Origin of the sequence: Agathobacter rectalis ATCC 33656 (genome assembly GCF_000020605.1) — a bacterium.
Taxonomy (GTDB): domain Bacteria; phylum Bacillota; class Clostridia; order Lachnospirales; family Lachnospiraceae; genus Roseburia; species Roseburia rectalis.
In genome coordinates this window covers 1,275,412-1,302,287 of sequence record NC_012781.1, presented here as the reverse complement: position 1 = coordinate 1,302,287, position 26,876 = coordinate 1,275,412, and the positions used below count along the sequence as shown (strand labels likewise).

Here is a 26,876-nt window from a genome sequence, read left to right as displayed (position 1 = left end):
TTTACACTCTCCTGTCTGATTTTCAAAAACTACATAACTATATCAATCCCTGGATAAAAATAAACAAAATTAAAAGCGGCAGTATGAACTGAAAATACGGTTTAAGCTTCCTTGAAATCTTAAGTCCTGATCCTGTATTTGCCTCATCTATATACTTATCAAAGCCCCAGCCCCACTTTGTCACACAAAAAAGCAGATAAACCAGTGAGCCAATTGGGAGAAGCAGATTGCTTACCATAAAGTCCTCGCTGTCAAGCACATCCCTGCCTCCTATGAGGTGCAGATTGCTCCACACATTGTATCCAAGTACACATGGCATACTTGCAATAAGTATTATCACACCATTTATTAGCGCAGCCTTGTTTCTGGACCAGCCAAACATATCAATGGCAAACGACATAATATTCTCAAATACCGCAATAACGGTTGAAAAGCTGGCAAAGGTCATAAACATGAAGAAAAGACAGCCCCATATGCGGCCTCCCTGCATATTTACAAACACATTTGGCAAAGTGATAAAGATAAGGCTTGGTCCTGCGTCTACCTCCACCCCATAGCTGAAGCAAGCCGGGAAAATGATAAGGCCTGACATTATAGCCACAAATGTATCAAGAGCACATATTTTGGCACCCTCACCTGCAAGAGTGCAGTCCTTTCCCATATAGCTGCCGAATATCTCCATTGCGGCCACACCCAGACTCAGCGTAAAAAACGCCTGATTCATGGCCGCTGTTATTACATTCTTTATTCCAATTTCAGAGACCGCATCCAGATTTGGAACAAGATAGAATTTCACTCCTTCCAAAGCCCCTGAAAGTGTGATACTGTGCACCGCAAGGACAATGATAAGCAAGAGCAGAGCACTCATCATAAATTTACTGATTTTCTCGAGCCCATTCTGCAGACCACGGCTGCACACCAAAAAGCCAAGCACAACCGTAACTATCATCCAGAAAGCCATCTGCTTGGGGTCTGCAAGCATGTTTCCAAATGCAGCTGCCGTGTCATCAGTATTCATGCCTGATGTAAAATCTCCCTTTAGGAATTTAAAGAAATACGCAACCATCCAGCCTGAGACTGTTGTGTAATACATCATGAGCATGTAGCAGCCAAGCATGGCTATCCATCCGTGAATATGCCATTTACTGCCCTCTTTCTCAAGAGCCTTGTAGCTCATCACAGCACTTTTTCTGCTGGCCCGGCCTACAGCAAGCTCCATCGTAAGCACCGGAAGTCCCATGCATACCAGAAATATAAGGTAAAACAGTACAAAAATACCGCCACCGTTTTGACCTGTCACATACGGAAAACGCCATACATTGCCTATGCCTATAGCGCATCCTGCACTTACCAGTATAAATCCCAGACGTGATTTAAATGATTCTCTTTTCATATTTATATATCTCCTATTGTTATTGCGTTACGTTATCACCCTGCTGTGAGCATTGACTATTGCTTTGTGCTTTATTACTCTCCTCAAAGACTCGCAGCTCCTTTATTGCCTGTCCACCCATCAGATAGAGAATACCTGTATTGAATATAGTCATAAGGCCGATTCCTACATCTCCGAGATCCCAGACAAATGTGTATGCCGCGATACCGCCTACAAACAGCATAACAAGAGCCAGCACCTTGTACATGGTCTGTGAAATCCAGTTATCCCCAAACAGGTACGCAACATTACTCCTTGCATAAAAAAGTATACCAAGGAAGGTGGAAAAGCTGAATAAAAACAATGTGACTGCTATAAAAATAACTCCAAAATCTCCAAGATGATACCTCATAGCTGACTGTAATAAATCCATGCCCTCTTTCCCTGCCACTATATTCTCCGGTGCAGTGAGCATGATCATTGCCGTACAGCTGCAAATCACTATCGTATCTATAAATACACCGAGCGCCTGCGTCAGTCCTGCCTTTACAGGAGTATCGCACTCTGCCGCCGCTGCAGCGCATGGAGCTGAGCCTGAGCCTGCCTCATTTGAAAAAAGACCTCTCTTTACACCGTTCATGAGCACCGCTCCAAAGCCTCCCGCAGCCACCTGCCTGATACCGAAGGCTTCCTCAAATATCCTTGAAAAAACCGATGGCATCATGCCTATATTTTTAATTATGATAAAAATGGTTATGGCAAAATAGCACACCGCCATGATAGGAACAACTATGTCAAGCACCTTTACCGTAGCATTTTTCCTAAGCACTATTACAGCAGCCACTGCCACCAGAATTATTGTAGTATAAATAGGTGGTACGCCAAATGCATTTTCAAAGGATGATGTGACAGAATTGCTGATCACCTGACTTATGCCACACCAGCAGATTAGTCCGGATATAGCAAACAAAACAGCTATAATAACATGTTTTTTCTTTTTGCCTGATTTATCCTCAAAGTAATGGTGTATGTAATACGCCGGACCTCCACGATAGCCTGAGTACAATGGATCCGGCTCCTTGTGAAGCTGTGCCAGTGTAGCCTCCACAAAAGCCGTGGATGAACCTATAATGGCTGTTATCCACATCCAGAAAACCGCACCTGCGCCTCCCACTGATATGGCAGCCACAACGCCAACCAGATTACCCATGCCCACTCTCGTCGCCGTAGAGACAATGAGTGTCTGGAACGTGGACAGGCTGTCCTTATTTTCCTTTTTACCTGTCAGCGCCTTTATCATGTCCGGAAACATTCTGATTGGTAAAAGTCTTGTCCTTACAGTGAAATAAATTCCTGTCGGAATCAAAAGAATTATGAGCAGTGAGATTCCCACGCTCCCACCGCCGGGCAGTGGAATGTGTATCAGATCTCCCCACAAGAAAGAATAAACTTTTTCAATAAGTGCTACTATCATAGTAAATATCGTCCCCTTAGTTTTCATTGCTTCAACGCATTGAAGATGAAGCCAGTATTACTATGATACAATATGAGCAGGAAACTTTCAATATATTCTGGTTTTTTCTTTCACAAACAGTAATAAATACACTATAAGTCCCTTGCATATGAGATTATAATTTCTTATAATGATATAGTTGAATATTCAAAAGATATACGCCCCGGGAGATAAATAATGATAAAACTAATAGCAACAGATATAGACGGAACACTTGTAAAGGACGGCTCACTGCTCATAGATCCTGAGTACATGTCTGTCATCGACAGGCTCATAGACAAAGGAATAATATTTGTAGTCTGTTCCGGCAGACAGTTTTCAAGCGAATTTAAGCTGTTTGCTCCGATAAAGCACAAGCTTTTGTATATAACAGACGGAGGAACAGTCGTGCGCACTCCAAAGGAAATCCTAAAAACCTATCCTATGGACGAGGATATATGGAAGGGCATGTGCCGGATGGTCCGCGATGAGCTGCCTGCATGCGATTACTTTGCTGCTACTCCTGATTTCTGCTTTGCAGAGGATGGTGGCAGCCCAATCTTTCATCTGCTTCGTGATTCATACGGCTTTGAGATGCGTGAGGTTGATGACATCACAAGGCTTGACAGAAATGACATCATCAAATTCACTGTCTTTCATCCCGACAAGTGCGAAGAGCTGTGTACACCGGTTTTCATTCCGGCATGGAATAAAAAAGCTCACCTGGCAGCCGCCGGAAAGGAATGGGTAGACTGCAACGCAAAGGGTGTCAGCAAATGGACTGCACTCTCATACCTAATAGACAGATTCGACCTGCTTCCTGACGAAGTATGCTGTTTTGGTGACAATCTGAATGATATTGAGATGCTTCAAAATGCCGGTATAAGCTACGCCGTGTCAAATGCCCGCCAGGAAGTTATCGCAGCCGCAAAACACACCTGTGCGCCTTACTGGGAAAACGGAGTACTTAGTGTTTTAAAGTCCTTTTTATAATTTTTTAAATTTTTCAAAAAAAGTACTTGCATTTTTGTAAAACCCTGTGTATAATATCATTTGTCCGTGTGACACAGATATTCACACAGATGTTTGCGCTTCTAGCTCATTTGGTAGAGCACCTGACTCTTAATCAGGGTGTGCAGGGTTCGAGCCCCTGGAGGCGCATTTTTTGTACCCAAATTAATTTACCAACACTTTAAAAGAGGCCGGATTTTATTCCGGCTTCTTTTTTACATATCTCTATTTATATACATCTGTTTTTACTTTTTATCTGTTTTATTCTCCAAAGCAGCTTCAATCGCATCAATCACAATCTTAAGAGCCTTGATTCTCGCATATTTCTTGTCGTTTGACTCAAGCACATGCCATGGTGCGTAAGTGGTATTGGTTTTCTTTAGCATCTCATTTACGGCAGTCTCATACAGATCCCATTTTTCTCTGTTTCTCCAGTCCTCATCGGTAATCTTCCATTGCTTTTCCGGAGTATTCTGGCGTTCCTCAAATCGAGCCAGCTGTGTATCCTTATCAATCTGCACCCAGAACTTTATGATGACAGCACCCCAGTCTGACAGCTCCTTTTCAAATTCATTAATCTCATTGTAAGCACGCTGCCATTCATTCTCGCTGCAAAAGCCCTCTAGTCTTTCTACCATAACCCTGCCATACCATGTCCTGTCAAAAATAGCTATATGCCCGGTCTTAGGAAGACGATTCCAAAATCTCCACAGATAGTGTCTGGCTTTCTCGTTTGGCAGCGGACTTGCAATCGGATGCACCTCAAAGCCTCTCGGATCCAGCGCCCCTGTGATTCTCTTTATATTTCCACCCTTTCCTGCTGCATCCCAGCCCTCATATGCTATGACAACAGGAATCTTTCGCCTGTATAGCCTGTTATGCAGCTCGCTAAGCTTAGACTGCAGATTTTTGAGCTCCTTTTTGTATTCTTCCTCAGATAGTTCCTTATCAAGTGATATCTCAGAAAGCTTTGGAATCTTCTCAAGAGGGAACACATTCTGTAACAGTGGCACAGCAAGATTACTGTTTTTAAGTGCTGTCTCTATTCCGCTAACCAGCGTCTCCAGCACCTGAAGCTCAGCCCATTTTCTATTCTTTGCATCAACTATATACCAAGGATCTGCAGGCGAATTTGTATCATTCAGATATCTGTCAAACACATGCATACACTTGTCATAATGCTTATTCTGCCAGTCTTCATCTCCACTGACACGCCATCTGGTATCCTTATTCTCCTTTAATACCTCAATACGCTTTTTTTGTTCCTTCCGGCTGATTTGGAAGAAAAATTTCATAACAAGATAACCATTGTCAGTCAGCTGTCGCTCGAAGCGCTTCACGCTTTCAATTTTCTTCTTGTATTCCTTCTCTCCTATCTTGTCGTGCAGTACATCCTTTACTACCTCATCCATCCAGCCCGAATCAAGAAACTCAAGCTTCCCGTTTGCCGGAATCTTTACAAAATACCGATATAAAAAAGGCTTGCGTCTTTCCTCCTCTGTCGGCTCGTCCATGGTTGCGACCTTGAAAAATCGCGGATCAATATTCTTGATTACCTTACCGAGCACACTGCCCTTTCCTGCAGTACCCCAGCCCTCAAACAGCACAAGTACAGGCAGTCCATGCTCCTTAATCTGCATCTGAAGCACAGACAGCTTAGAGCGCGCTGCATGCAGGCGCTCATCCAGCTCTTCCTCCTCCGGAATTTGTGGTTTAATCCAGTTTTCTAACATGTAATTACCTCCCAAATATATAATTTCAGCCATAAAACCGCTACATCATTATATTAGTATAGCTTTTTTCAAGCTAATATACAATCTTCACACTATATTTGTTTCAGGTATGTTTCAGTTCTCCGCTTCTCCAATATTTGTCATTTTAAAGCCCTCTCCGTGCACCTCATGAGACTCAACAACCACAATAAAAGAATCCGGGTCTGTATCTTTTACGGATTTACGCACCTGGTACATTTCCTTACTGTTGCATGCACACATTACCACCTGAATATCGTCCTGCTTATATCCTCCCTGCGCCTTAAGAATAGTACTTCCGCGCTGACTGCATTCATCAATTACATCGCATATCCTCTTTCCATTTTTTGTGACGATAAAGGCTACTTTGCCTGAATTCATGCCATATATCATTTTATCAATAACAACCGCAGACAGTATATTCACTATCATGCCGTAAATCATTCCGTCAATATCCCGAAACAAAAGTCCTCCAACCAGAATAATTCCGACATCAGTAAGAAAAGAGATGTTGCCCATCGATAAATGAGGCCGCAATGCTTTTACAGCCATGATGATAAAATCAGCTCCTCCTGTTGAAGAATTTCTTGTATAAATCATGGCATAGCCTATTCCGCAAAATACACCTGTGCACAATGCCGCAAGCAGTCTGTCGCCCTGATACACCGGAAACAACGGCGCAACATAGTCAACAATAAAAGAAGACAAAAGCATGCATCGTATTGAGCTGACAAAAAATTTCCTGCCCAATAATTTGCAGCATAGTATCGCAACCGGAATATTAAGCAGGACCGTTGATAAACCAATGGAAATATTAAACAGCCGGTATAAAATAATCGAAATACCCGAAAAACCTGTCATAGGAAACTCTGCCTGCAGGGCGAAGTTATATATACCTATTGCATAAAAGATGCTTCCCGCAAGCTCCCACATAATCTGTACCAATAATTCTTTTTTCTTATTCATATTGCATCTATCCTCCAAAATAAATAAGCGCCCGGAAACAAATCTTACAGTGTAAATTACTGCACCTACGATTTGCTCCCAGACGCTTTAACCACTCATCCGGTGAAGAGTGAACGTTTTCTGATGTATGCAATTATTATATTTGAGATGTTAAATTAAGTCAAGCCGGAATCATCAATTTTCCAGATACTACTTCACAAGGTATGACAGCACATCACAAACTGCTGTAGAAACCAGTATTGCAACATACACTCATTATTTCTGCATAAATTCAAACACTGCCTCTTTCATCGGAATCGCAGGTATTCCACCTCGCTTTTGCACACACAATCCTGCAACTGCATTTCCCAAAACAGCACACTTTCTGATTTCTTCCCATTCCATCTTTTCTACGGGCTTATTTATAGAAAGAATACTGCATAATACGCCTCCCCAGAAAGAATCCCCTGCTCCGGTCGTATCGACCGCATGTGTCTGAAATGCTTTGATGATTTCTTTTCTGCTTTTTGTTGCCATAAGAACGCCATGTTCTCCCAATGTAATGGCAACCAGCTTTGGTCCCATAGCAAGAATTTCTTCTGCAGCCTGCTCATAACTTTTAGCCCCTGTCAGTAGAATACTCTCTTCATCCGATACTTTCATGACATCTACCAGTTCTACAACAGACTTCATTTTTTTCACTGCATACTCTTTGCTCTTCCAAAGAGACGGGCGGTAATTTGGATCATATGAAATAAGTACACCCGCTGCTTTTGCCATTTTTACTGCTTCGATCGTTGCGCTTTCTGCCGGCTCGTCTGTCAGCGATAATGATCCAAAATGAAAAATTCTGCATCCGGAAATTAACGTCTGATCCAATTCTTCTTTTTTTAACTGTGTATCTGCACCCGGTTTTCTTGCAAAAGAAAAATTTCTTTCTCCATTTTCACCGATTTCCACAAATGCCAGTGTTGTAAAATAATCCGGATCTTCGACGATAGCATCTGTATTGATTCCTTCCGTTTGAAGTGTCCTCTTTAAAAATCTACCATGCATATCGTTTCCAACTTTTCCAATAAAAGAGGTGCGATACCCAAAATGACTTGCAACTGTCAGAAGATTTGCCGGAGCACCACCGGGATTCTGTTCAAACAGTTTTCTCCCACCCTGACTGTGTCCTGCTTCCGTAAAATCAATCAGTAATTCCCCCAATGCCACAATATCAACTTTTTCTTCCATTTTTCAGTTCCTCCACAATCTCGTTATAACGTTTTTTATTTAACCGGTAGAAAAATAATACAACCGCAGTCACAATCCAAAGTGCACCTGGAATCGTCGTAAATGCATGTTTCATAATTGAAAGTACAGTTGCATTTTGTGTCTGATTTGCAATATAACCACATTTTCCAAGTAATCCTGCTAAAAGTGCTGTTCCAACTGCCATTCCGATTTTATTTCCAAGTGAAATAAATGCATACTGAAAACCGTCATTTCTAAGTCCGGTTTTCCACTCCCCATATTCCACACAGTCTGGAATAATTGCATAGATTGCAGTATTAAATCCTGAGAAAAAAAACTGTGTGAGACCTGATAATGCATAAAAAACAGCCGGTGATTCTTTGGCATTAAAGAAAAACATAGACAACATGGAAATTCCTGTAAATAAAGCAAAGAGAGATGCTGTTCTTCCTTTGTTATTCAACTTGCGGAATAATGGTTGAAAACAGGCTGCCCCTATGATAGAAGGAATAATGATGCACATCGAATAAGTTGTGTAGTAGGAGGCATTTCCTTCCACATATGTAAAATAATACAGAATATCTGCGTTTCTACCATATAATGTAAATCCAAATAATATCTGTCCTGCCAATGCAAGAAGATATGGTCTGTTCTGCATGACTGCTTTCAACTGTACCTTCACAGAAATTTTTTCTTTTTCCGGAATAATCACTGCCTCTTTCGTCTTCGCAAAGCAGAAGAAATGACAGGCTGTAAAAATACATCCATATATGACCGCAACCGTCAGATATCCTACCTTTGCACTGTGACTGCCGAATTTGCTGAGCAGTGGAACTGTGATAATATTTAACACACCAATTGCAATCATAGCTGCAACCGAACGGGATGTATTTATTTTTGCACGTTCATCAATATCCTGTGTCATAGCACCACACAAGGTTCCATATGGAATATTCACACAGGTATACCCCAAAACCAGCAGACAATATGTAATTACCATATAAATGATTTTTCCATTCTGTGGCCAGTCTGGTCTTGCCCAGAATGTCATAACAAGAAGGATTGCTGTAATTGGTGCCGCTACTAACAGCCATGGACGGTACCGTCCCCATCTCGATTTTGTTTTATCCGTAAGTCCCCCGACAATTGGATCATTGATTGCATCCCAGAATCTTGAAAAAAGCATAAGTGCTGACACAGCCGCCATACTGATTCCGAACACGTCTGTATAAAATATCATCAGAAAATTGCTGACGAACATCCAGCTGAAATTACATCCAACATCACCAAACCCATATGCAATCTTACTGATCAGCGGTACTTTTCCATTTTTGTTTTCGCTACTCATATGTCCCTCCTATTTTTATCAGAGTTTCTGACAAAACTCTATTCTTTCCTCATTTGGTCCCTTAATCATAAAAAACTTCACACCCTTTTCCCAAAATGGAAGTTCTTCGATTCCGTCTGTAATAACTGTGTATTTTTCATTGCAGATTTTCTGATACATACTTTCAATGTCTTCCACATCAAGTGCTACATGTTGGTATGCACCGTCTGACATTGCCGCCTGCCCATTTTCAAAAGTCTCTATACAGTAATTTTTTATCTGTAAAAATGCCACTTTTTCCCCTGCTTTTTCATTATATGTCTGCATAATTACTTCGAATCCAAGACTCTTATAAAACTCAACTGTTTTCTGTAAATCGTTTGTCGGGAGCCCGACATGGGCTACTCCGACAATTCCATATTTATTTTCCATACGAACTCCTTACTTTTCACTGACGTTGATAATCACTTTCATCGTTGTCTCGCGGTTATCATCAATATACTGGTATGCCTTCAGATAATCTTTAAAAGCAAATGTCTTTGAGATGAGCGGTTTCAAATGAACTTTTCCCTCATTTACCAGTCTGATTCCATCTATGTAATCATCATGGCGGTACATCATCGTGCTCTTAATGTCAAGTTCGTGATCATTTGCCACTGCAAGATCTACTTCTGCCATTCCTGCAAAAACAGCCACCAATACAATCGTGCTTCCTTTTCTTGCATATTTAATTGCCTGTCCCATTGTGATATTGTTTCCGGCACAGTCGTAGATCACATCTGCCTTATCCGGTCCAAATGCTTCGATCATTGCCTCACCGAAGTCTTTATTTTTGGTATTCACACACACATCAATTCCACATTCTTTTGCCTTTGCCAGTCTAAGATCACTAATATCTGTGATCATTACTTTCGCTGCACCCATTCCAATTGCTGTTTGTGCCACGAGATTTCCAATCGGTCCTGCTCCAAGGACTGCAATATTCATGCCAGCCACATCGCCCATCTGTTTTACACCATGAACTGCCACAGCAAGAGGTTCGATCATAGCTCCTTCTTCATAGGACATTTCTTTTGGAATAGGTGTTACTTTAGATGCATCCACTGCAAAATACTCAGATGCTGTTCCTGTTGTCTGAAATCCCATTACTTTTAATTCCTCACAGAGATTATACTTTCCATGACGACATGGATAGCAATGTCCACAATATACCTGAGGCTCTATCGTCACCTTTTGTCCCACATGAAACTCTGTGACGTTTTTTCCAAGTTCTGTAATCTCACCTGAAACCTCATGTCCTTGTGTTACCGGATATTTTGTAAACGGATGTTTTCCATGATAAACATGAATATCTGATCCACAAACACCAATATTCATAATCTTTACCAAAACCTGGTTTTCCTTTACCTCCGGAACCGGAACCTCTCTGAAAATAATTTCTCCTGGATTTGTCATTACCTGCTGTAACATAATTGTTTCCTCCTTTTTTATGCTGTTTTATTTTATGTTTTATAAATTGTTTTATTAAAGTAATTACATTATTACCTTGTAAACACAATTTGTCAATATGTTTTTTCATATTTCTATATATTTCATAATTTCAAAATCTATTTTTTGTGTATTTTTCACAATTAACACGCAAAAAAAACGGAAAGGAAACCGTAGTTACTGTTTTCTTTCCGTTTTTTACTATAATATGATATGAGGATCAAAAAATTTACAATTCACCCATATGTTTTGTAAAAAAGTATTTCGCTGCTCCAACAGCTGACGCTTCTTTCTTATACGAACAATTTTTTAAGTATGAAACATCATGCTCAAAGCCATTATATGCCATCACTTTTTCTCCCAGTGGTATCATATAATCTGACAATACACCTCCCACGTCACCTCCTAGTATGATATCCATATCATATGCCATCCGCAGATTTGATATCAAAACAGCAAGATGATCCAGATACTCATTCCATGTCTGCAAAGTTTTTTCATCACCACTTTCAATTTTTTCCATAAATGCATCCAGTGACTGCCTGTTATCTTGTGTCAGTACACTTGCAGCACAATATGCATCTGCACATCCTGATTTGCCACAATAACACTTTCTTCCACCGGGAACGAGTATCATGTGACCGAACTCCCCTGCTTTCTGGTTTTGCCCTCGAAACAGCTTTCCATCTATACAGAATGCACCTCCTAAGGTGTGGTTCAAAGACAGATATATCGCATTTGGATACTTTTGTTTTTTTTCTGCAAGCATTGCAGCATTAGCATCGTTTTCAAAATATACCGGAATTTCCAGCGCCTGTTCTAAAAAGCGCAGACTATAATTCTCTATACCTAAAGCATGGGATTTTAAAACGATCCGTTCTTTCTGATCAATAATTCCCGGAATCGCCACTCCAATCCCAAGCAGCGTATCCTTCGCTAATTCGCCTTCAAGAAAAGTTTTGACCTTTTGTGCCACCTCTGTACAATAGGATAATTCTGCCGTAAATTTTAAGCGGATGCGATCTTTTTTTATAATCTCATCTCCAAGATTTACTAATACCATTTCTATATGATTCGCTGTAATCAAAATTCCCATTGCATGACAGTATGACTTATTAATCCCTATACTTTTTGCCTTCCTTCCACCGGTTGAAGCATATTCCCCAGTTTCTTCCAACACCCCTTTTTCTAACAAGTCATTCACATTTGCTAATACAGTCGGCATACTCAGGTTTAACTCTTTTGCGATTTCTGCCTTGGATGTAACATGATTGTTCAGCACATAATTAATTATCTTTTTTCTTGTTATATTTCTTTTATCTTTATTTTCCGTTTTCTTATCCTCTTTTATTAAATATTTTACAAAAGAATTATATACTCTTTTATTCTTCTTGTAAAGTAATGTTTTATAATTAATCTCCGACAGAATAAAGGAATATCTGAAAAAGGGATTTGCATTAGATTATGACCGCTTGAAAAGACTTGGTGGCGGCTATCCCTGATACCTTATTCTTTCAACCAGCGTTTCCTTTTTCAGATTACTGCTTAAAACGCAGGAAAGTACAATCTGCAACAGACCGACCAAAAAAATCATAATAAAAATTGGTACGATTGGAACATGATAGATATTCATTCCAAATATTCCATTATGTTTTGCATAGGAAAAAAGTGCATAGCCGAGCGGCAGACCAATGATCAAAGCTACGCATATGGTACCAACCGTAAACATCAGTCCCTGTAACTGCAGGCATAAATTTAATTGTTTATTTGTCATACCCACAGCCTGTAATATACCATATTCCTGCTTTTTTGTCGTAATATTCATGATCATGGTATTCGCCATATTCATAAACCCGATGAGTCCTACAATAGCCATAAACAGATAACAGCCAAGCTTCATCATGCTGCTTGCAAATTCGGCAGCTTGTAACTGCGCATGATAAGTATCCATTTTTATATGCGAAGTATTAGAAATCAAAGTATTCAGACTTTGTTCTACAGATGCCACATCTTTTTTATCACAGTCCACCCACAGATAGCCATAGGCTGTTCCTCTCGGATTCATGGAACGATATACACCTTCCGGAATGACAAGACAAGTGTCCGCACTTACAAAAGATCCTGCAATCTTTCCCTGATAGGTATAGGTTCCACTTCCATTCTCAAAGTCAAATGCAATGGATTCACCCGGAGCATATCCATCTTGTTCCATCCACGTTGACCAGCCAAAGAAAATATCACCATTCTTTACCGCCTGATCATAGTCCATAGAGCCAATATCCCCGTCCTGGCGCATAAAATCAAAATCCTTTTTACTCACAATATCAGCCGGAAATCTTGTTCCATTCAGATTTACAGAGACAATCTCTCTCGTCATGACATCTGTTACTCCCGGAACGCTTTTGATTTCTTCAATCAGCAAATCATTCAATGGATCATCCGTCAGAATCGTATCCAGATTATTCTCCGGATATCTTTCATCATACTCAGCAGAATAGTCAAGCTGCTTTATCTGCGGCCATGTCCACGATGAACTGATTATCGAATGTTCCGAGAAAGTATCCCTAGAAGTGCTCTGCCAGCAGATGGCGAGAACACCAGACTGGATGCCAGACATCCTGCTCCGTGCTGATGGCTATGTTACAGAATTTTATAAAAAAGACTAACGAAAATGACAGTACTGATCATAGAGACCAGTGCTGCCATCTTAATTATTATTCTTCTTGTTGTTCATCAAGTTCCTTAATTGTTACCCCTGCAGAATTTTTCCATTCTACATTACCATTTGCACTGCTTCCACATACAAAGCTTGCTGCCCCTGATGGGGTATTGAACAGAATGTCATCAATTAAAGTATTTTTATCATCAAGGATTTTTTTATATTGATCTCTTTTCTTTAGTACATATTCTGGGCAGCTTTTTGTAACTTTGGAAGAGATAACACTGCCCTTTTTCACAACAAATCCGTCGCTGGTTCTTACGCCTATTGAATTTATACCTCCACGTGTACAGTAAAACGTCTCGCTTTCCGAAGAAGTATTTTCTCCATTGTCATTATTAGCAATCAATGGAACAAAAACTTTATGTCCTAGTGTACCAACAATTACCTCTGCATAATCAATAAACTCGTCCAATTCGCTTTGTTTTTCTTCAGAAATATTTCCAGGCGTAGGATCATTATCATTTTTCACATCATATCGCTTTGCCTTAAGAGCAAGCTGATAAAATTGATGCTCAAGATAGCTAATTTCTGTTGGTCCAAGGGAATCATTTGACGTTGTAAGCGCAATTGCTTCTGTCCAATAATCCTTCTTGGGATTACGGTTATGCTCAAATAATCTGTTAAGAATTCCTTCTCCATTTTTCCGAACACCCGCCTGGCCGATATAGACCACATTTCTGTCATTCTCATCTTTTCCAAAAAGGAAATATACCCCTGTCTGCTTAAGTTCCGACCTATCTTTGCATATATCAAGTGAAGTTCTTGGAATTTTAAATGCCAAACCTGTCCAATTAGCAAGGGTGCATTTTATTCGACCATTGACGTCTCCGTCCATCAGATAGAGCTGTATATTTTTTCCTCTTGCCATATGCTACTCCTCTTCAGTTTTATCAATGAAACCGCCATTTCCACCAATACCATAAAACTTCTCAAAGTATGCCATTAAGCGATCGATAACTGTCTTTTTCTTAACAGCTCTGTTTCCGCCACCAAAACGGCTTACTGGAGGGAGGATTTTATCAATATCCGTACCTACAGTTTTTACCTCTCCTTCCTGGAAGGCATTTTCTAGGAATTTTCTTGTTTCAACAGGTTTAAGGCGCTCTTCTTCTATAATAATTTGCAAATCATGCTCTCGCATCTCAACCACATAATCGTGCCACTCATTCATAACATCATCGATTTCGTTAACACCATTAATAAAGTTTTCGATAAGCGCTTTTTTGCTTCTGAGTTCTGGGCTTGAATCAACTGCTTTACGAATTGTTATCAAGATTTCCTTATCTTCACAATGCGTATCATGATACTTGTTAACAAGCATCATGATATAATCAATATTGATTTCAATCTGCTTAATAAGTTCCACTTCAAATACAATATCATCAACGATATCTGTACTCTCACCGTTTTCACGCTTACGCTTCCATTCATCGCGTAAATCCTGATACTTTCCAAGATAATCCTGAAGATCTCGCTCACTAATAAGTTCCTTATCCTTGAATTCATCAAATGCAACGAGAAGATTTCTCATTCTAAGAATAGCTCCAAAGAGCGAGATAAACTCTTTTTGTTTTTCCTCTCCCATTATCTGCGAGTCCATAACCGGGAACTTATTAGTTAGATCCTCTATCATGTCAATATAACCTGGCATTGGTTTTCCATCTACAGATTCATAGCCGTAGTAGTAGTCTTTGAAGCTTTGCATCAAGACTATACCACCAGCATTCTCATCACCAAATTGAGAAATAGCCGCATCTACTCGCTTCTGCAAATTTCTAAAGCAAACAATATTTCCAAATGTTTTTATACTATTCAGAATACGATTTGTTCTACTAAATGCCTGAATCAATCCATGCATTTTTAAGTTTTTATCCACCCATAAGGTATTAAGAGTAGTCGCATCAAATCCTGTTAAGAACATATTTACAACAATGAGCATATCCAGCTCTTTATTCTTCATTCTTAAAGAGACATCTTTATAGTAATTCTGGAACTTATCACTGTCTGTACTGTAATTCGTATGGAACATCAAATTATAATCTTGGATTGCTGCCTCCAAGAAATCTCTTGAATTCTGATCCAATGCAGATGTATCTTCAGGATTTTCTTCATCGAGGATTCCATCTACTTCTTCTTCATTTGCGCCATAGCTATAAATTACAGCAATCTTCAAATTCTTAGTAGGATCGTTCTTTATAATATTTCGGAACTCATCATAATACGCCTTAGCCATCGGAACAGATGATACTGCAAAAATAGAATTAAATCCGCTCAGTCTCTGTTTCTGTTTTATTTCCTCAACTTTTCCTCTATCTGCAGATGCAACTTCCTCAATATTAGTCAGCGAATTGAAAATATATGTTTTATCTCCTCGATATGTCTTCTGATCAAAATGATCCAAGATATACTGAGCAACTAAGTGTATTCTCTTAGGGTCCTCGAATGCTTTTTTACGGTCTATATCAAGAACTTGCTCATCATCGATATCTGGTTCCATTTCCATCGTCTTATGATATTCAACCTTGAATGGAAGTACATTCTTGTCATTAATAGCATTGACAATTGTATATGTATGTAACTTATCTCCGAAGGTCTGCTCCGTTGTTGTAAACTTTGGATTACAGATTGATCCAGTATTTGATGGGAATATTGGTGTTCCAGTAAAACCAAACATATAGTATTTTTTGAAGCTATTAACAATGGCTGCATGCATGTCACCAAATTGGCTTCTATGGCACTCGTCAAAAATGATTACAACTTGTTTGTTATACACCGGATGTTCCTTAAACTTTTTAATAAAGGATGACATCTTTTGAATTGTCGTAATTATAATCTTTGACTTGGAATCTCTTAACTGCTTCTCCAAAATTTTTGTAGATGAGTTACTATTGGCAGCACCTTTTTCAAAGCGATCATATTCCTTCATTGTTTGATAATCCAAGTCCTTACGGTCAACAACGAAAAGGACCTTATCAATATAAGGAAGATCTGATGCTAATCTTGCAGTTTTAAACGATGTAAGAGTCTTTCCAGATCCTGTGGTATGCCAAATATATCCACCGGCTGCAATATCTCCATATTTTTTATAATTGTGCGCAATTTCAATCCGGTTGATAATTCTCTCAGTCGCAGTGATCTGGTATGGTCTCATAACCATCAGCATATTCTCAGATGTGAAAATGCAATATTTTGTAAGGATGTTTAGAATAGAATGCTTAGCAAAAAACGTCTTTGTGAAATCCACTAAATCCACAATAATCCTATTGCTTGCATCCGACCAATATGATGTAAATTCAAAACTGTTACTGGTCTTTCCTTTCTTCGTATTCGTAGCATTTGCGTCTTTAATTGCGTTAAATCTAGTACTGTTAGAGTAATACTTTGTATTTGTACCATTTGAGATAACAAATATTTGAACATACTCAAACAGACCACTTCCAGCCCAGAAGGAATCTCTCTGATATCTATTAATCTGATTGAAAGCTTCTTTTATTGCTACTCCACGTCTTTTTAATTCAACATGAACCAAAGGTAATCCATTGACAAGAATCGTAACATCATATCGATTATCGTATTTTGCTCCATCAGCCTTTCCGATTACATATTGATTGATAACCTGCAAACGATTGTTATGAATATTCTTCTTATCGATCAAAGAAATATTCTTTGACATGTTATCGTCACGCTTTAATACCTGGACATAATTCTCCTGGATCTTTGCAGTCTTTTCAACGATTCCTTCATTTTTATTTGCAACACAATCATTGAAAAAACGCTCCCACTCTGTATCAGAAAACTTATATGCATTCAATTCTTCTAATTTTTGACGAAGATTTGTAATCAAATCTTCCTCTGTATGAATAGGTAAGTACTCATATCCCTGTTCACATAACATCCGTATAAACTCTTTTTCCAAATCAGCTTCACTCTGATATTGATCAGAACGATGCTTCAAAGGCTCATATTCTGTGACAACTGTATTTTCATTTGTCTCTGCCACCACATTAAAATATGGCATCCGTAACCACCTCTCCTTTATTCAACTTCGATAATAAAATATGGGCTCATGCTATGCCTAGATACCTCACCTAACACAGCTCCCGATGACATCACCCGGCATTTTGACATAACATCTTTAGATACTTCTTCAAAATCAGTTATCTTAAACCAGGTTTTAAAGTTAGAAGCTTTACCACGATAATATTCTGGAATATATTTTCACCCGGTGCATCTTTAGATATTTCGACTACATGCGCCCAATATCTATCAGCCTTGCCACTATTGATTAAAAGAATCTTAGGGTTTTCATTATCACAAATTTCACTTATAACTTCGGAAGAAACTGGTGCATCTAATTTTCCATACCAGACATACCCATATTGTTCTATAACAGCTCTATGGGCTTCTATAGTACCGCATTCTGGTGCAAAATGTTCTCCAAAGCGTAATGCTATGGTTTTCACTTTAATTTCTCCTTAAATGTCATTAATTTGTCTCTATAAAATTCATACTGTTTATTCCTTACATTAATCTCAGCAGGAATTCCAGCATTAAGATCTGTACAAATCATTTCAAATTCATCAAGAATTTTTACAACTTTATCTTGTGTGATTTGATCTGGAATTTTAATTTCAATTTGCTTTATTTTTCCTGCTGTTATTAAGGGCTGGCCACCACCTTTAGCAAATCTGTTCAATGCTATATTTTGCAATATATAAAATATATATTTTAAATTATTTTCCGGTTTGATATCCGCAATCAAGGTGTTATCTGAAACATCATAACTCCCACTTGCAAGGTGCACATAACCTGCGTTAGCACCAACACGAGCTATTAATATATTTGTTTTGTCATATGAAGCTCTATTGGTTCTTGCGATAATTCCAGTTGAACCATACACAGGATATGGTCCTGTTTTTGACCTTTCCTTTGATTTACCTGAAGAAATCGAACTACATACTTCTCCAAGTTCTAATTTTGCATATCCGAACACATTATTGAACAAGTCTAATTATGTTCTGTCTGTCTAGCAATTATCTTTCCAGTAGAAGCATATGTCAATAAAGCATCCCTGTAGTATTCATATTGTTTTTTTCTTGCCTCTATTTCTGCTGGTAATCCAATACTTAAATCGGATGTTATCGATTCAAAATTATCGAGTACATTCACTAGGTGGTTCTGCACATCAATTGGTGGTACAGATATTTTTAAACCTCTAACAAATGTCAAATTTGCCATTGCAAGTTTTGACCCTTGCGTTAAATTTAAAAAATGTGGATATAACGTTGTACAAGCATAATATATATATGACGGATTAATTTTACTTGTATCTTTAGGATATACCCCAGCAATGTTTTGATTGATAGCTACGTCAAATGTTGTAAATGCAACTTTTCCTATAGTTGCGCCAACCAATGCGATAAGCGTTGTGTCTTTTTTCATCATCTTGGCTGATGATTTTTCTAGACCTAATTCCGTTATAAATTCTGTAGGCTCATCAACATTTTTTTTATTTTTACAGACAGTCGATCCTAGCCACGGGATACATCCATCTTCCCAATAGTCACTCACTTTTCTTGAAGGTGTTCCACCTGCTACCACATCACAAACATCACCCAAATTACATATATCATAGTCGCTGTTTCCATTTAATAGGTAATCACGATAGAACTCATATTGCTGTTTACGAGCTGTAAGCTCGGCTGTAAGCTCGGCTGTAAGTAACGTGAAAGAGTCCAACACGCGGACTATTTCACGTTGTACCTCCAAAGGAGGTACAGGGAAGCTCACTTTTCCCATTAGTTTTTTTGATACATTATATCTGGTCACTCCGCTTGCCGTCTTTCCTATTTGATACCTCAACTCTGAAGATCTAAATAGGTGTTTTGCGAAATCTGGCAACAATATAGAAGGATCATCAAATCTAAAAATGAAACAGAAACTATTCAGATATAAATTTTCTTCTGGGATTTCTGCTACAACTGATGATATTCCGCATTCATCTGGAGTTTCAGATGATCCCGTAAAGACAATATCTCCATATTCTAGTGTTCGTTGTCTTTCGCCTGGTTCAATTCTCACCTTATCTTCTACATCTAAGCACAGCGCAGGATTAGAATATACATTCTTATATGTAATAAACTTTGAATTACCATCTTCAAAATCTTTTTTTGATTTTCCCGTTAATCCACCGTAAAATTTTCCACACTCTCCTAGAGTCTTATATTCAACACCTTCTGGACAATACTGGGTTATTAAGTTTGATAATTTACTCATCTTCCCCATCCTCCTTTCCAGAAATGAGAGTCTTCAATATTACTCCATCTTTATTTTTCCATGCTATTAAACCGTTTGTACTATTTCCTGTCACAAAATTTGCTGCAGTTGAAGCACTCTTAAATATCATATCCGTCTGTAATACATTATTAACCACTACATTCATTCGAGCTTTTTCAATTGATTTTGCACCTCGAAATTTTTCTGAGTAGGCAATATTGGATGATAAAACAGAACCTTTTAATACAGTATATGAACTATTACTTGAATCAAAATTCATGATTGCATCAATCCCTGATTTTTCTCTTTTCAAATAAAGTATCATTATTAATCCACCTCGATTTCTGCGATGATTTTATCAATCTCATCCCTCAAAACCTGTTCACGAGCCACGATTTCTTTGATTTCCGCATTCAGCTTTACAATGTCAATTTTCTCTCTGATATCCTCTGCCTCTACATAAGTGGAAACCGAAAGATTATATTCTTTCTCCTTAATTTCTTCATATGATGCCAAATATGAAAGATGCTCTTCTTCGGTTCTATTAGAAAATACATCTACAATACGATCAATATTCTCTTTAGTTAATTTATTATTGTTTGTTACTTTTACACATTCATTAGAGGCATCGATAAATAACGTATTATTATCTGTTTTATTTTTCTTCATTACCATAATGCACGTTGCAATTGATGTACCAAAAAACAGATTACTTGGCAGCTGAATTACACAATCAATAAAGTTATTATCAATTAGATATTGTCGAATCTTCTTTTCTGCCCCACCTCGGTACATAATTCCTGGGAAACACACAATTGCAGCTGTTCCATTTGCCGCTAACCAAGAAAGGCTGTGCATGATAAATGCTAAATCGGCTTTACTTTTAGGTGCTAAAACACCAGCCGGTGAAAATCTTGGATCATTTATAAGTAATGGATTATCATCTCCTTCCCATTTAATGGAATAAGGGGGATTGGAAACAATTAGTTCGAAAGGCTCATCATCCCAATGCTGTGGATTTGTCAGGGTGTCCTCGCACTCAATATCGAATTTATCAAAACCAATATCGTGAAGGAACATATTAATACGGCAAAGATTATATGTTGTGATATTTATCTCTTGCCCAAAGAATCCTATTTTGACAGAATCTTTTCCTAACACCTTTTCAGCTTTTAATAATAAGGAACCCGAACCACACGCAGGGTCATATACCTTATTTACTGTTTTTTTACCAACCGTGCCTAATCTAGTTAAGAGCTCTGAAACATCCGCAGGTGTAAAAAATTCTCCACCTGATTTTCCAGCATTTGAAGCATACATTGTCATCAAATATTCATATGCATCACCAAATGCATCTATATCATGATCTTTTACTGATCCAAGATTCATAGATGCAATTCCATCAAGGAGCTTTACCAGTCTTTCGTTTCTCTTTGCAACTGTTGATCCCAGCTTATTACTGTTTACATCGTAATCATCAAACAGTCCAGCAAAGCTGTTTTCTGACTGACTTCCCTTTGCAGACTCCTCTATATGTCTAAATACTTTTTCAAGTGTCTCATTTAAATTATTATCTTCCGCTGCACGAACCCTAACATTGCAGAAGAGTTCACTTGGTAAAATAAAAAATCCTTTTTCCTGTACAAGCCCTTCACGAGCTTCTTCTGCATCGGCATCTTTCATTTTTGCATAATCAAAATCTGTATTTCCAGCTTCAATCTCTCCTACATTAACATACGCGGTTAAATTTTCAGATATATATCTGTAAAACATTGTTCCAAGCACATAGTTCTTGAAATCCCATCCATCTACCGCACCACGTAATTCATCAGCGATTGCCCATATCGCACGATGAAGTTCATCTCTTTCTTGTTCTTTCTTATTTTCCACTGCCATCTTGCTTTTCCTCCACTGTATTATTTTTGTCAGCCTCTGCGCTTTGTCCGCTTTCAACCCAAGCATCTACTTCTGATACCTTGAATTTATACTGACGCCCAACTTTATAAAAAGGAATAGTTTCTTTTCTTATCCATGCACGGATTGTATCTTTGCTGACTCCTAGATGGTTTGATATTCTTCCAAACTATACCATCTTTCAATATCATTCATTTCTTAAGTCTCCTAATCTTTAAAACATATTATTTAAACTTATTAGATTTTTGCTTATCTTTTATCTGCAAATAATAGTTCTTCACTACCTCATAAAGTCTGTACAGACTGTTATCTGGATTTGAAAGTTCCTTAATCAAATCTTGATATTCATCTGAATTAGTTTGTATCTGCTCTGTACTTATTAGGTATTCGTTTCCAAAGCAAATACAATTTCCACTTTGATCTTTTATGCATCGTGAAATATCATGTGTTTCAGAAAATGTTGGCATACAGAACTCTGAATATAAATACTGCCGCAATAATAACTTATTACCGCTTTCATCTCCGAAGTGAGCTCCAACATATTCCCCAAGCAGTACCTTCTGCACCAACTTTTCATACTTAAGTTTCGGTGAATACATTACAATTTGAACAAAATTGAACTGCTTCATTACTCTCAAAATCACAGATAGAATTACCGTTTTGGGCTCATTCAATTCACCGGTATTCATCTGATTCATCACTCCGGCTTCGCCTTTATAGTTCTCTATCAAATTTTGATCGAGAACCGTGTATCTTAGCTCCTTATAACCAATCTTTATGAACTGCAAGAACGAATCCCTATCATCTCTATCTTTAAATATTCTATCTAAAAAAGGAATGAATAAGCAGACCTCCACTTTATCACTTGAATACTCATATAACATCCGGAATGCCGACCATCTTCTAAAGGTTGTAGTCGACTGATCAATAAGTGTATCGCATAACTCTCTCATCTCATTCGATGGAGCAAATGCATAGTATCTAGCAAATAAGTATTCCTGAAATCCTGGATCAATGTACAAAATCTCTGTATCTTCTTCATACATCATGCAGGCTGTGGCACAAACATCATGAAGGAAGCTTTGAGCCCTAAGCTTCTTAGGATTTTCGACAGTCTTCTTCGATTCTAATTCTTCAAAGAAAATTTTGAACGTATCCGAATCAAAGGAAAATATCCCTTGTCGGAAGGTTACTGCACAAAACTCCTGGAATACTGTGGTAAACTCCTCAGAGTCACTCACACTCCGGAAAATTCTTTCATATGCTGTCTTGTCTTTATCATGATCAAGGACAATTGCTTCATAAGCCTCTTTATAAAACAGATACCGCTTTGCTCGTAAACTTTGTAACGTACTATGCCTCTCAACCACAAATGTTAACATCATTGGATTTGAGACAAACGCACCGTCCTTTTTTATAAAATTATCATCAATACATTCTCTGACTGTTTTCTTTGCTTCAGGATCATCCTCAATTAGTAATCTCCCCACCAAATCCTCAGACTGCGATTTATCAAAAGGAAGCAAGTACAAATGAACAAATCCCTTTATTCCAGAATACGCATCACAGTCACGCGAAGTCATAACAACTTGATTGTCTGGATATCGCTTTAAGAAGTTACTTAATTTTCTTTGAAAAGAGTTAATGTCCTGCGGATCTATTTCATCCACTCCATCTAGTAGCAATTGGCATCGACCAGCTGTTAGCATTTGATGAGCATGTTCCGGTGTGAAAGATTCATCCATATTCTTTACTGTCTCAACGATAATGTCGAAAAGTTCTACCTGATCAAAGCTAAACTCTCTCAGCTCTATGAATATTGGTAATAAACCTGTTTCAGAATACTTTTCTGCAGCATCCACAAATAAATGCTGTAGCATTAGTGATTTTCCCATACCACCATTAGCTATAAGCAATGTATTTTTTGTTTCAGCACGACGATCAAATGTTTTTAATTTTTCTAAAGTTGCATCTATAATTAAGCCATTTTTATTTCTAAGAAACACTCCTCGCTTTGTGCCAATATAATTGCATACATAACAATCATCCAATAAGCACTCTTTCCCGCCTAACACGGTCATTCGGCTATAAGTTTCTTTTGCCTTCCGGATGTACTCGCCGAATACAGCAGGTTTTTCTTTACTGTAGTAAGTCTGCTTGACAATTTCATCCGCCGAGCCTTTCCCATTTGCAATGGCCTTGAACTGATACGTTAATGCTTCCGCAAAATACATCTTATTCGCCTTTTTCCCTGAGGCAAGTTTTATGTCAAACGCCAGAAGTAAATCAATTAATTTTTCATCATCAATCTTAGATGCAAGCTCCTTTGAGTACTCCTCAAATCTCTTATCATCAAAGGCCTTTTCTATTTCTTTCCATAAAGTGGATTTCGGATTGCTTCTTCCTGTATACCACCTTCTATATGTATCAGGCTGACTAATATACTTTTCTGGAATTTCATGTGCAAAAGCTAGAGCAACGAAATATTCCGCCGTCTCTCCTTGCGATTGAATGCCGCGTAAGCCACTTGTTTTCGTCTCGGAGTTGTAAAAAGGCTGTATGAATTCTTGATAATTCACTTTTTCACTCCTTCTTTATCCCGTCTTAACGAAAAATCCCGTATAAATCCCGTCATCTTCACAAACTGCGTCACCGACAGAAAGTCACAAAAGCCGGATAATATTTACATCAAAAGACACATAGAAGTCATGCGAAATTATGGTGATTTCCATTAAATCATAGTTATTCACAATTAATTATACACTACAAACCCGATTTACGCATTACTTTTTTATTCTTGCTTGATCGTCCGGGAGGCCGACGTTAAAGGTGCCCATCATCAGACGATGCGTTCCCTGATCAAGAACGGTCCTATCTGACTCTGATGAACAACTAAATAACTAAACCAGCTGAATAGGACAAGCTGGCCAACCCAAGGAGGAAAGCCACATGGCAGAGAAAAATTATGATTACTGTAACAAGAAGAGCTACAATGGCGTAGCACCAAAAGAGAATGAAGCTTTGGTTCCATTCTTAGCACATGAAGTTTTAAAGAATTACCATCAGGATATTAGAGACGGTATTCGCAAGCGTAATGAAGGAATTATCGAAGATAACTTCGAAACCTGGAATATCCGCGGCAAAAAGATTCTGGTAGGATTCACTACAATCCCAAAGGATAAAGTTGAATCTTACATGAAGCAATTCTGGAAAGAAAAGGATGACTATCTTGAATCCACTCGTAAAAAGAGATGCTTAGTTCTTAATTCCAAGGGCGAATACATCCGCTGCCCTAAGTGCAATAAATGTGAAAGATGTGAACGTCCAGAAAAGGGTCAGTACCTCTCTCGCTATATTTCATTAGACAAGTTTACGGATGATAACAGCGACGATGATACTAATCGCAGCGGCTGGGAACCAACAGATAACACTTCAACTGAAAACTCAGTTCTCAGTCTTATGATGATCGACGATCTCATCAACGAGGTGTCCCTGAAGTACCCAGAAGCTAAAGCAATCTTCTCTCTTCTGATGGACGACCCACAAATCAGTAATGCTCTGAAGCAGATCGACTTGAATAAGGGAAAGAGCCAGGCATATGAGTACGTAAAGAAAATGCAGGCATACGCCAAAGAACTCTACAACAAGAATTATCGTTAATTTACAAGCAGCGGCCGGACACCAACTCTCCTGTCGCTGTTTTTCTTATTTCTACTATCTTTATAAGGTAACCCCTAGGGTTCATTTTTCCTTGTTATCTATCCCCCAGTGTCAACCCCGCATTATGAACCAGTTTCCACAAAGTCATTACTTCACATAAAAAGAAAGGCTTTCCAGCAGCTAATCATACTCATTAACGATAGCTCTCTTAAAAGCCTTTTATTTACAGTGTTTTTTCTACTTGCCTGGGTTCACCTTTGACATCAATACTACTGTCTCGACGTGATAAGTATTCGGAAACATATCCACGCAGCATATCTTCTCCACTCTATACCCTCTGTCCATAAATATCTGCAAATCCCTTGCCAGGCTTGTAGGTTTACATGAAATATAAACCATATTCTCAACACCATACTCTATGATTTTCCCAATAGCCTTCGGATGGATACCGTCTCGTGGTGGATCAAGAATTATATAATCCGGTTTTTCCTCTATCTCATCAAGCACCTTGAGGACATCACCTGCGATAAATTTACAGTTATCAAGACCATTAAGAGCTGCATTTTCCTTTGCTGCGCAAACTGCCTCCTCAACTATTTCGACACCTACTACTTCCTTACACACCGGTGCCATAAGCTGCGCGATGGTGCCAGTTCCACTGTAGAGGTCGTAGACTGTTTTACCGTTTAGCGAATCCTTGTTATCTCCCAGGATAAACTCTCTCGCTGTCTCATAGAGCACCTCCGCTCCGAGTGAGTTGGTCTGGAAAAATGAGAATGGTGTGATTTTGAATTTCAGACCTAAGAGCTTCTCGTAGAAATATGAATCTCCGTAGAGCACCTCTGTGCCCTCGTTTTTGACCACATCTGCCACGCTGTCATTTTTTGTGTGTAAAACGCCCTTGAATCTGCCGTCATAGTGCCTGGTCAAAAGTGCATATCTAAAGCCTGCGAGCAGTTCCTCCTCGTTGAAGCCCTCTGTCTGTGTGGTGGTGACAAGGTCGACTATGATTTCACCGGTTTTTGTTGCCTTTCTGACAAGCAGATGCCGCAGATAGCCCTTGTGTGTTGCTCTGTGGAAATATGGGATATTGTTTTTTGAAAAATAATCAAGTGTTGCCTTTAATATTGTCCTGAAATCCTCATCCACAATCTGACAGTCTGATACTGTCACAAGGTCATAAAAGCTTCCTCTTTTGTGCATGCCAAGCGCAAGAGGGCCATCCTTGTACTCATCACCGAAGGAAAATTCCATCTTGTTTCTGTATTCACTCTTTTTCGGACTTCCATGTATCCCTATAAACTCATATCCTGACTCTTTTTCAGTGCCGATAGCATCCGAAATGAGCTTTTTCACCTGGGTAAGCTTCATATCAAGCTGCTTTTCGTAAGGCACTGTCTGATATGTACAGCCCCCGCACATTCCAAAGTGAGGACATGGCTCTTCTGTCTCCAGAGGCGATTTCTCAATTACCTCCATGAGTCTGCCCTCTGCTCTTTGATGCTTTACTTTATTTACAACAAATTCCACCTTCTGTCCCGGAATTGTATTTTTCACAATTACTCTGTCGCCATCATCTGTAACGGCTATTCCCTTGTTTGGGAAGTCTACTCTTTCTACGGTTCCTGTTCCTCTAAATCCTTTTTTCATGTAATTCTTATCTCTCTTTATACTTTATT

Annotated in this window: 22 protein-coding genes and 1 tRNA gene; 3 read left to right on the top strand and 20 right to left on the bottom strand. The window is 38.7% G+C overall.

The genetic code is table 11. The annotated features are described in order from the left end of the window. Positions 1-37: 37 nt before the first annotated feature. Entirely contained in the window at positions 38-1,393 is a 1,356-nt protein-coding gene (locus EUBREC_RS06300; RefSeq protein ID WP_012742277.1) for a sodium-dependent transporter, read from the bottom strand. Between the two features lie 19 nt (positions 1,394-1,412). Beyond that, positions 1,413-2,846, bottom strand: coding sequence for an alanine/glycine:cation symporter family protein (locus EUBREC_RS06295; RefSeq protein WP_022293077.1), 1,434 nt, complete (start codon positions 2,844-2,846; stop codon positions 1,413-1,415). 216 nt (positions 2,847-3,062) lie between these two features. On the opposite strand from EUBREC_RS06295, the gene EUBREC_RS06290 reads away from it, so the two are divergent. Both EUBREC_RS06290 and EUBREC_RS06285 read left to right on the top strand, forming a co-directional pair. Then, the gene (locus tag EUBREC_RS06290; RefSeq protein WP_012742275.1) at positions 3,063-3,857 is read left to right on the top strand and encodes a Cof-type HAD-IIB family hydrolase; all 795 of its coding nucleotides are present in this window, start codon (positions 3,063-3,065) and stop codon (positions 3,855-3,857) included. Positions 3,858-3,952: 95 nt separating this feature from the next. Further along, positions 3,953-4,025 (top strand) — tRNA-Lys (locus tag EUBREC_RS06285). A gap of 95 nt (positions 4,026-4,120) precedes the next feature. Here EUBREC_RS06285 and pap read toward each other — a convergent pair. The 17 genes from pap to EUBREC_RS06205 form a co-directional block, all read right to left on the bottom strand. Continuing rightward, a complete protein-coding gene (gene pap, locus EUBREC_RS06280) occupies positions 4,121-5,608 on the bottom strand; it encodes a polyphosphate:AMP phosphotransferase (RefSeq protein WP_041253989.1) in 1,488 nt (495 codons plus the stop codon). 114 nt (positions 5,609-5,722) lie between these two features. Beyond that, a complete protein-coding gene (locus tag EUBREC_RS06275) occupies positions 5,723-6,592 on the bottom strand; it encodes a YitT family protein (RefSeq protein WP_012742273.1) in 870 nt (289 codons plus the stop codon). A 255-nt stretch (positions 6,593-6,847) separates the two neighbouring features. Beyond that, positions 6,848-7,810 (bottom strand): carbohydrate kinase family protein, encoded by a 963-nt coding sequence (locus tag EUBREC_RS06270; protein ID WP_012742272.1) that lies wholly within the window; start codon positions 7,808-7,810, stop codon positions 6,848-6,850. Beyond that, positions 7,794-9,158 carry an MFS transporter gene (locus tag EUBREC_RS06265; protein WP_012742271.1) on the bottom strand — a complete coding sequence of 455 codons (1,365 nt, stop codon included), beginning with the start codon at positions 9,156-9,158 and terminating at the stop codon, positions 7,794-7,796. Before EUBREC_RS06265 ends, EUBREC_RS06270 begins: the two co-directional genes overlap by 17 nt. A gap of 18 nt (positions 9,159-9,176) precedes the next feature. After that, on the bottom strand, positions 9,177-9,569 hold the full coding sequence (locus tag EUBREC_RS06260) for a VOC family protein (protein WP_012742270.1): 393 nt from the start codon (positions 9,567-9,569) through the stop codon (positions 9,177-9,179). Positions 9,570-9,578: 9 nt separating this feature from the next. Next, entirely contained in the window at positions 9,579-10,607 is a 1,029-nt protein-coding gene (locus EUBREC_RS06255; RefSeq protein WP_012742269.1) for a zinc-dependent alcohol dehydrogenase, read from the bottom strand. 247 nt (positions 10,608-10,854) lie between these two features. After that, positions 10,855-11,907: an ROK family transcriptional regulator gene (locus EUBREC_RS06250; protein WP_012742267.1), complete on the bottom strand. Its 1,053-nt coding sequence runs from the start codon at positions 11,905-11,907 to the stop codon at positions 10,855-10,857. 210 nt (positions 11,908-12,117) lie between these two features. Next, entirely contained in the window at positions 12,118-13,242 is a 1,125-nt protein-coding gene (locus EUBREC_RS06245; RefSeq protein WP_012742266.1) for an ABC transporter permease, read from the bottom strand. A gap of 97 nt (positions 13,243-13,339) precedes the next feature. Next, entirely contained in the window at positions 13,340-14,215 is an 876-nt protein-coding gene (locus EUBREC_RS06240) for a GIY-YIG nuclease family protein (protein WP_012742265.1), read from the bottom strand. 3 nt (positions 14,216-14,218) lie between these two features. Next, complete coding sequence (locus EUBREC_RS06235; RefSeq protein ID WP_012742264.1) at positions 14,219-17,365, bottom strand: type I restriction endonuclease subunit R; 3,147 nt, start codon at positions 17,363-17,365, stop codon at positions 14,219-14,221. A gap of 139 nt (positions 17,366-17,504) precedes the next feature. Continuing rightward, positions 17,505-17,810: a hypothetical protein gene (locus EUBREC_RS06230; RefSeq protein ID WP_012742263.1), complete on the bottom strand. Its 306-nt coding sequence runs from the start codon at positions 17,808-17,810 to the stop codon at positions 17,505-17,507. Continuing rightward, positions 17,807-18,352 (bottom strand): restriction endonuclease subunit S, encoded by a 546-nt coding sequence (locus EUBREC_RS06225; RefSeq protein WP_049757228.1) that lies wholly within the window; start codon positions 18,350-18,352, stop codon positions 17,807-17,809. The genes EUBREC_RS06230 and EUBREC_RS06225 overlap by 4 nt, the downstream gene beginning before the upstream one ends. Positions 18,353-18,354: 2 nt before the next feature. Continuing rightward, positions 18,355-19,623: a restriction endonuclease subunit S gene (locus tag EUBREC_RS06220; RefSeq protein ID WP_049757227.1), complete on the bottom strand. Its 1,269-nt coding sequence runs from the start codon at positions 19,621-19,623 to the stop codon at positions 18,355-18,357. Continuing rightward, positions 19,616-19,948, bottom strand: a complete 333-nt coding sequence (locus EUBREC_RS06215) for a DUF4357 domain-containing protein (RefSeq protein ID WP_012742260.1) — start codon at positions 19,946-19,948, stop codon at positions 19,616-19,618. The genes EUBREC_RS06220 and EUBREC_RS06215 overlap by 8 nt, the downstream gene beginning before the upstream one ends. 2 nt (positions 19,949-19,950) lie before the next feature. Beyond that, complete coding sequence (locus EUBREC_RS06210; RefSeq protein WP_041253984.1) at positions 19,951-21,519, bottom strand: type I restriction-modification system subunit M; 1,569 nt, start codon at positions 21,517-21,519, stop codon at positions 19,951-19,953. Continuing rightward, a complete protein-coding gene (locus EUBREC_RS17955) occupies positions 21,503-21,637 on the bottom strand; it encodes a MerR family transcriptional regulator (RefSeq protein ID WP_306719332.1) in 135 nt (44 codons plus the stop codon). Before EUBREC_RS17955 ends, EUBREC_RS06210 begins: the two co-directional genes overlap by 17 nt. 124 nt (positions 21,638-21,761) lie before the next feature. Then, the gene (locus EUBREC_RS06205) at positions 21,762-24,116 is read right to left on the bottom strand and encodes an NACHT domain-containing protein (protein WP_012742258.1); all 2,355 of its coding nucleotides are present in this window, start codon (positions 24,114-24,116) and stop codon (positions 21,762-21,764) included. A gap of 370 nt (positions 24,117-24,486) precedes the next feature. Here EUBREC_RS06205 and EUBREC_RS06200 point away from each other — a divergent pair, with 370 nt between their 5' ends. Then, complete coding sequence (locus tag EUBREC_RS06200; protein WP_012742257.1) at positions 24,487-25,197, top strand: hypothetical protein; 711 nt, start codon at positions 24,487-24,489, stop codon at positions 25,195-25,197. Between the two features lie 237 nt (positions 25,198-25,434). On the opposite strand, the gene rlmD is transcribed toward EUBREC_RS06200, so the two are convergent. Beyond that, the gene (gene rlmD, locus EUBREC_RS06195) at positions 25,435-26,847 is read right to left on the bottom strand and encodes a 23S rRNA (uracil(1939)-C(5))-methyltransferase RlmD (RefSeq protein ID WP_012742256.1); all 1,413 of its coding nucleotides are present in this window, start codon (positions 26,845-26,847) and stop codon (positions 25,435-25,437) included. Between the last annotated feature and the right edge of the window lie 29 nt (positions 26,848-26,876).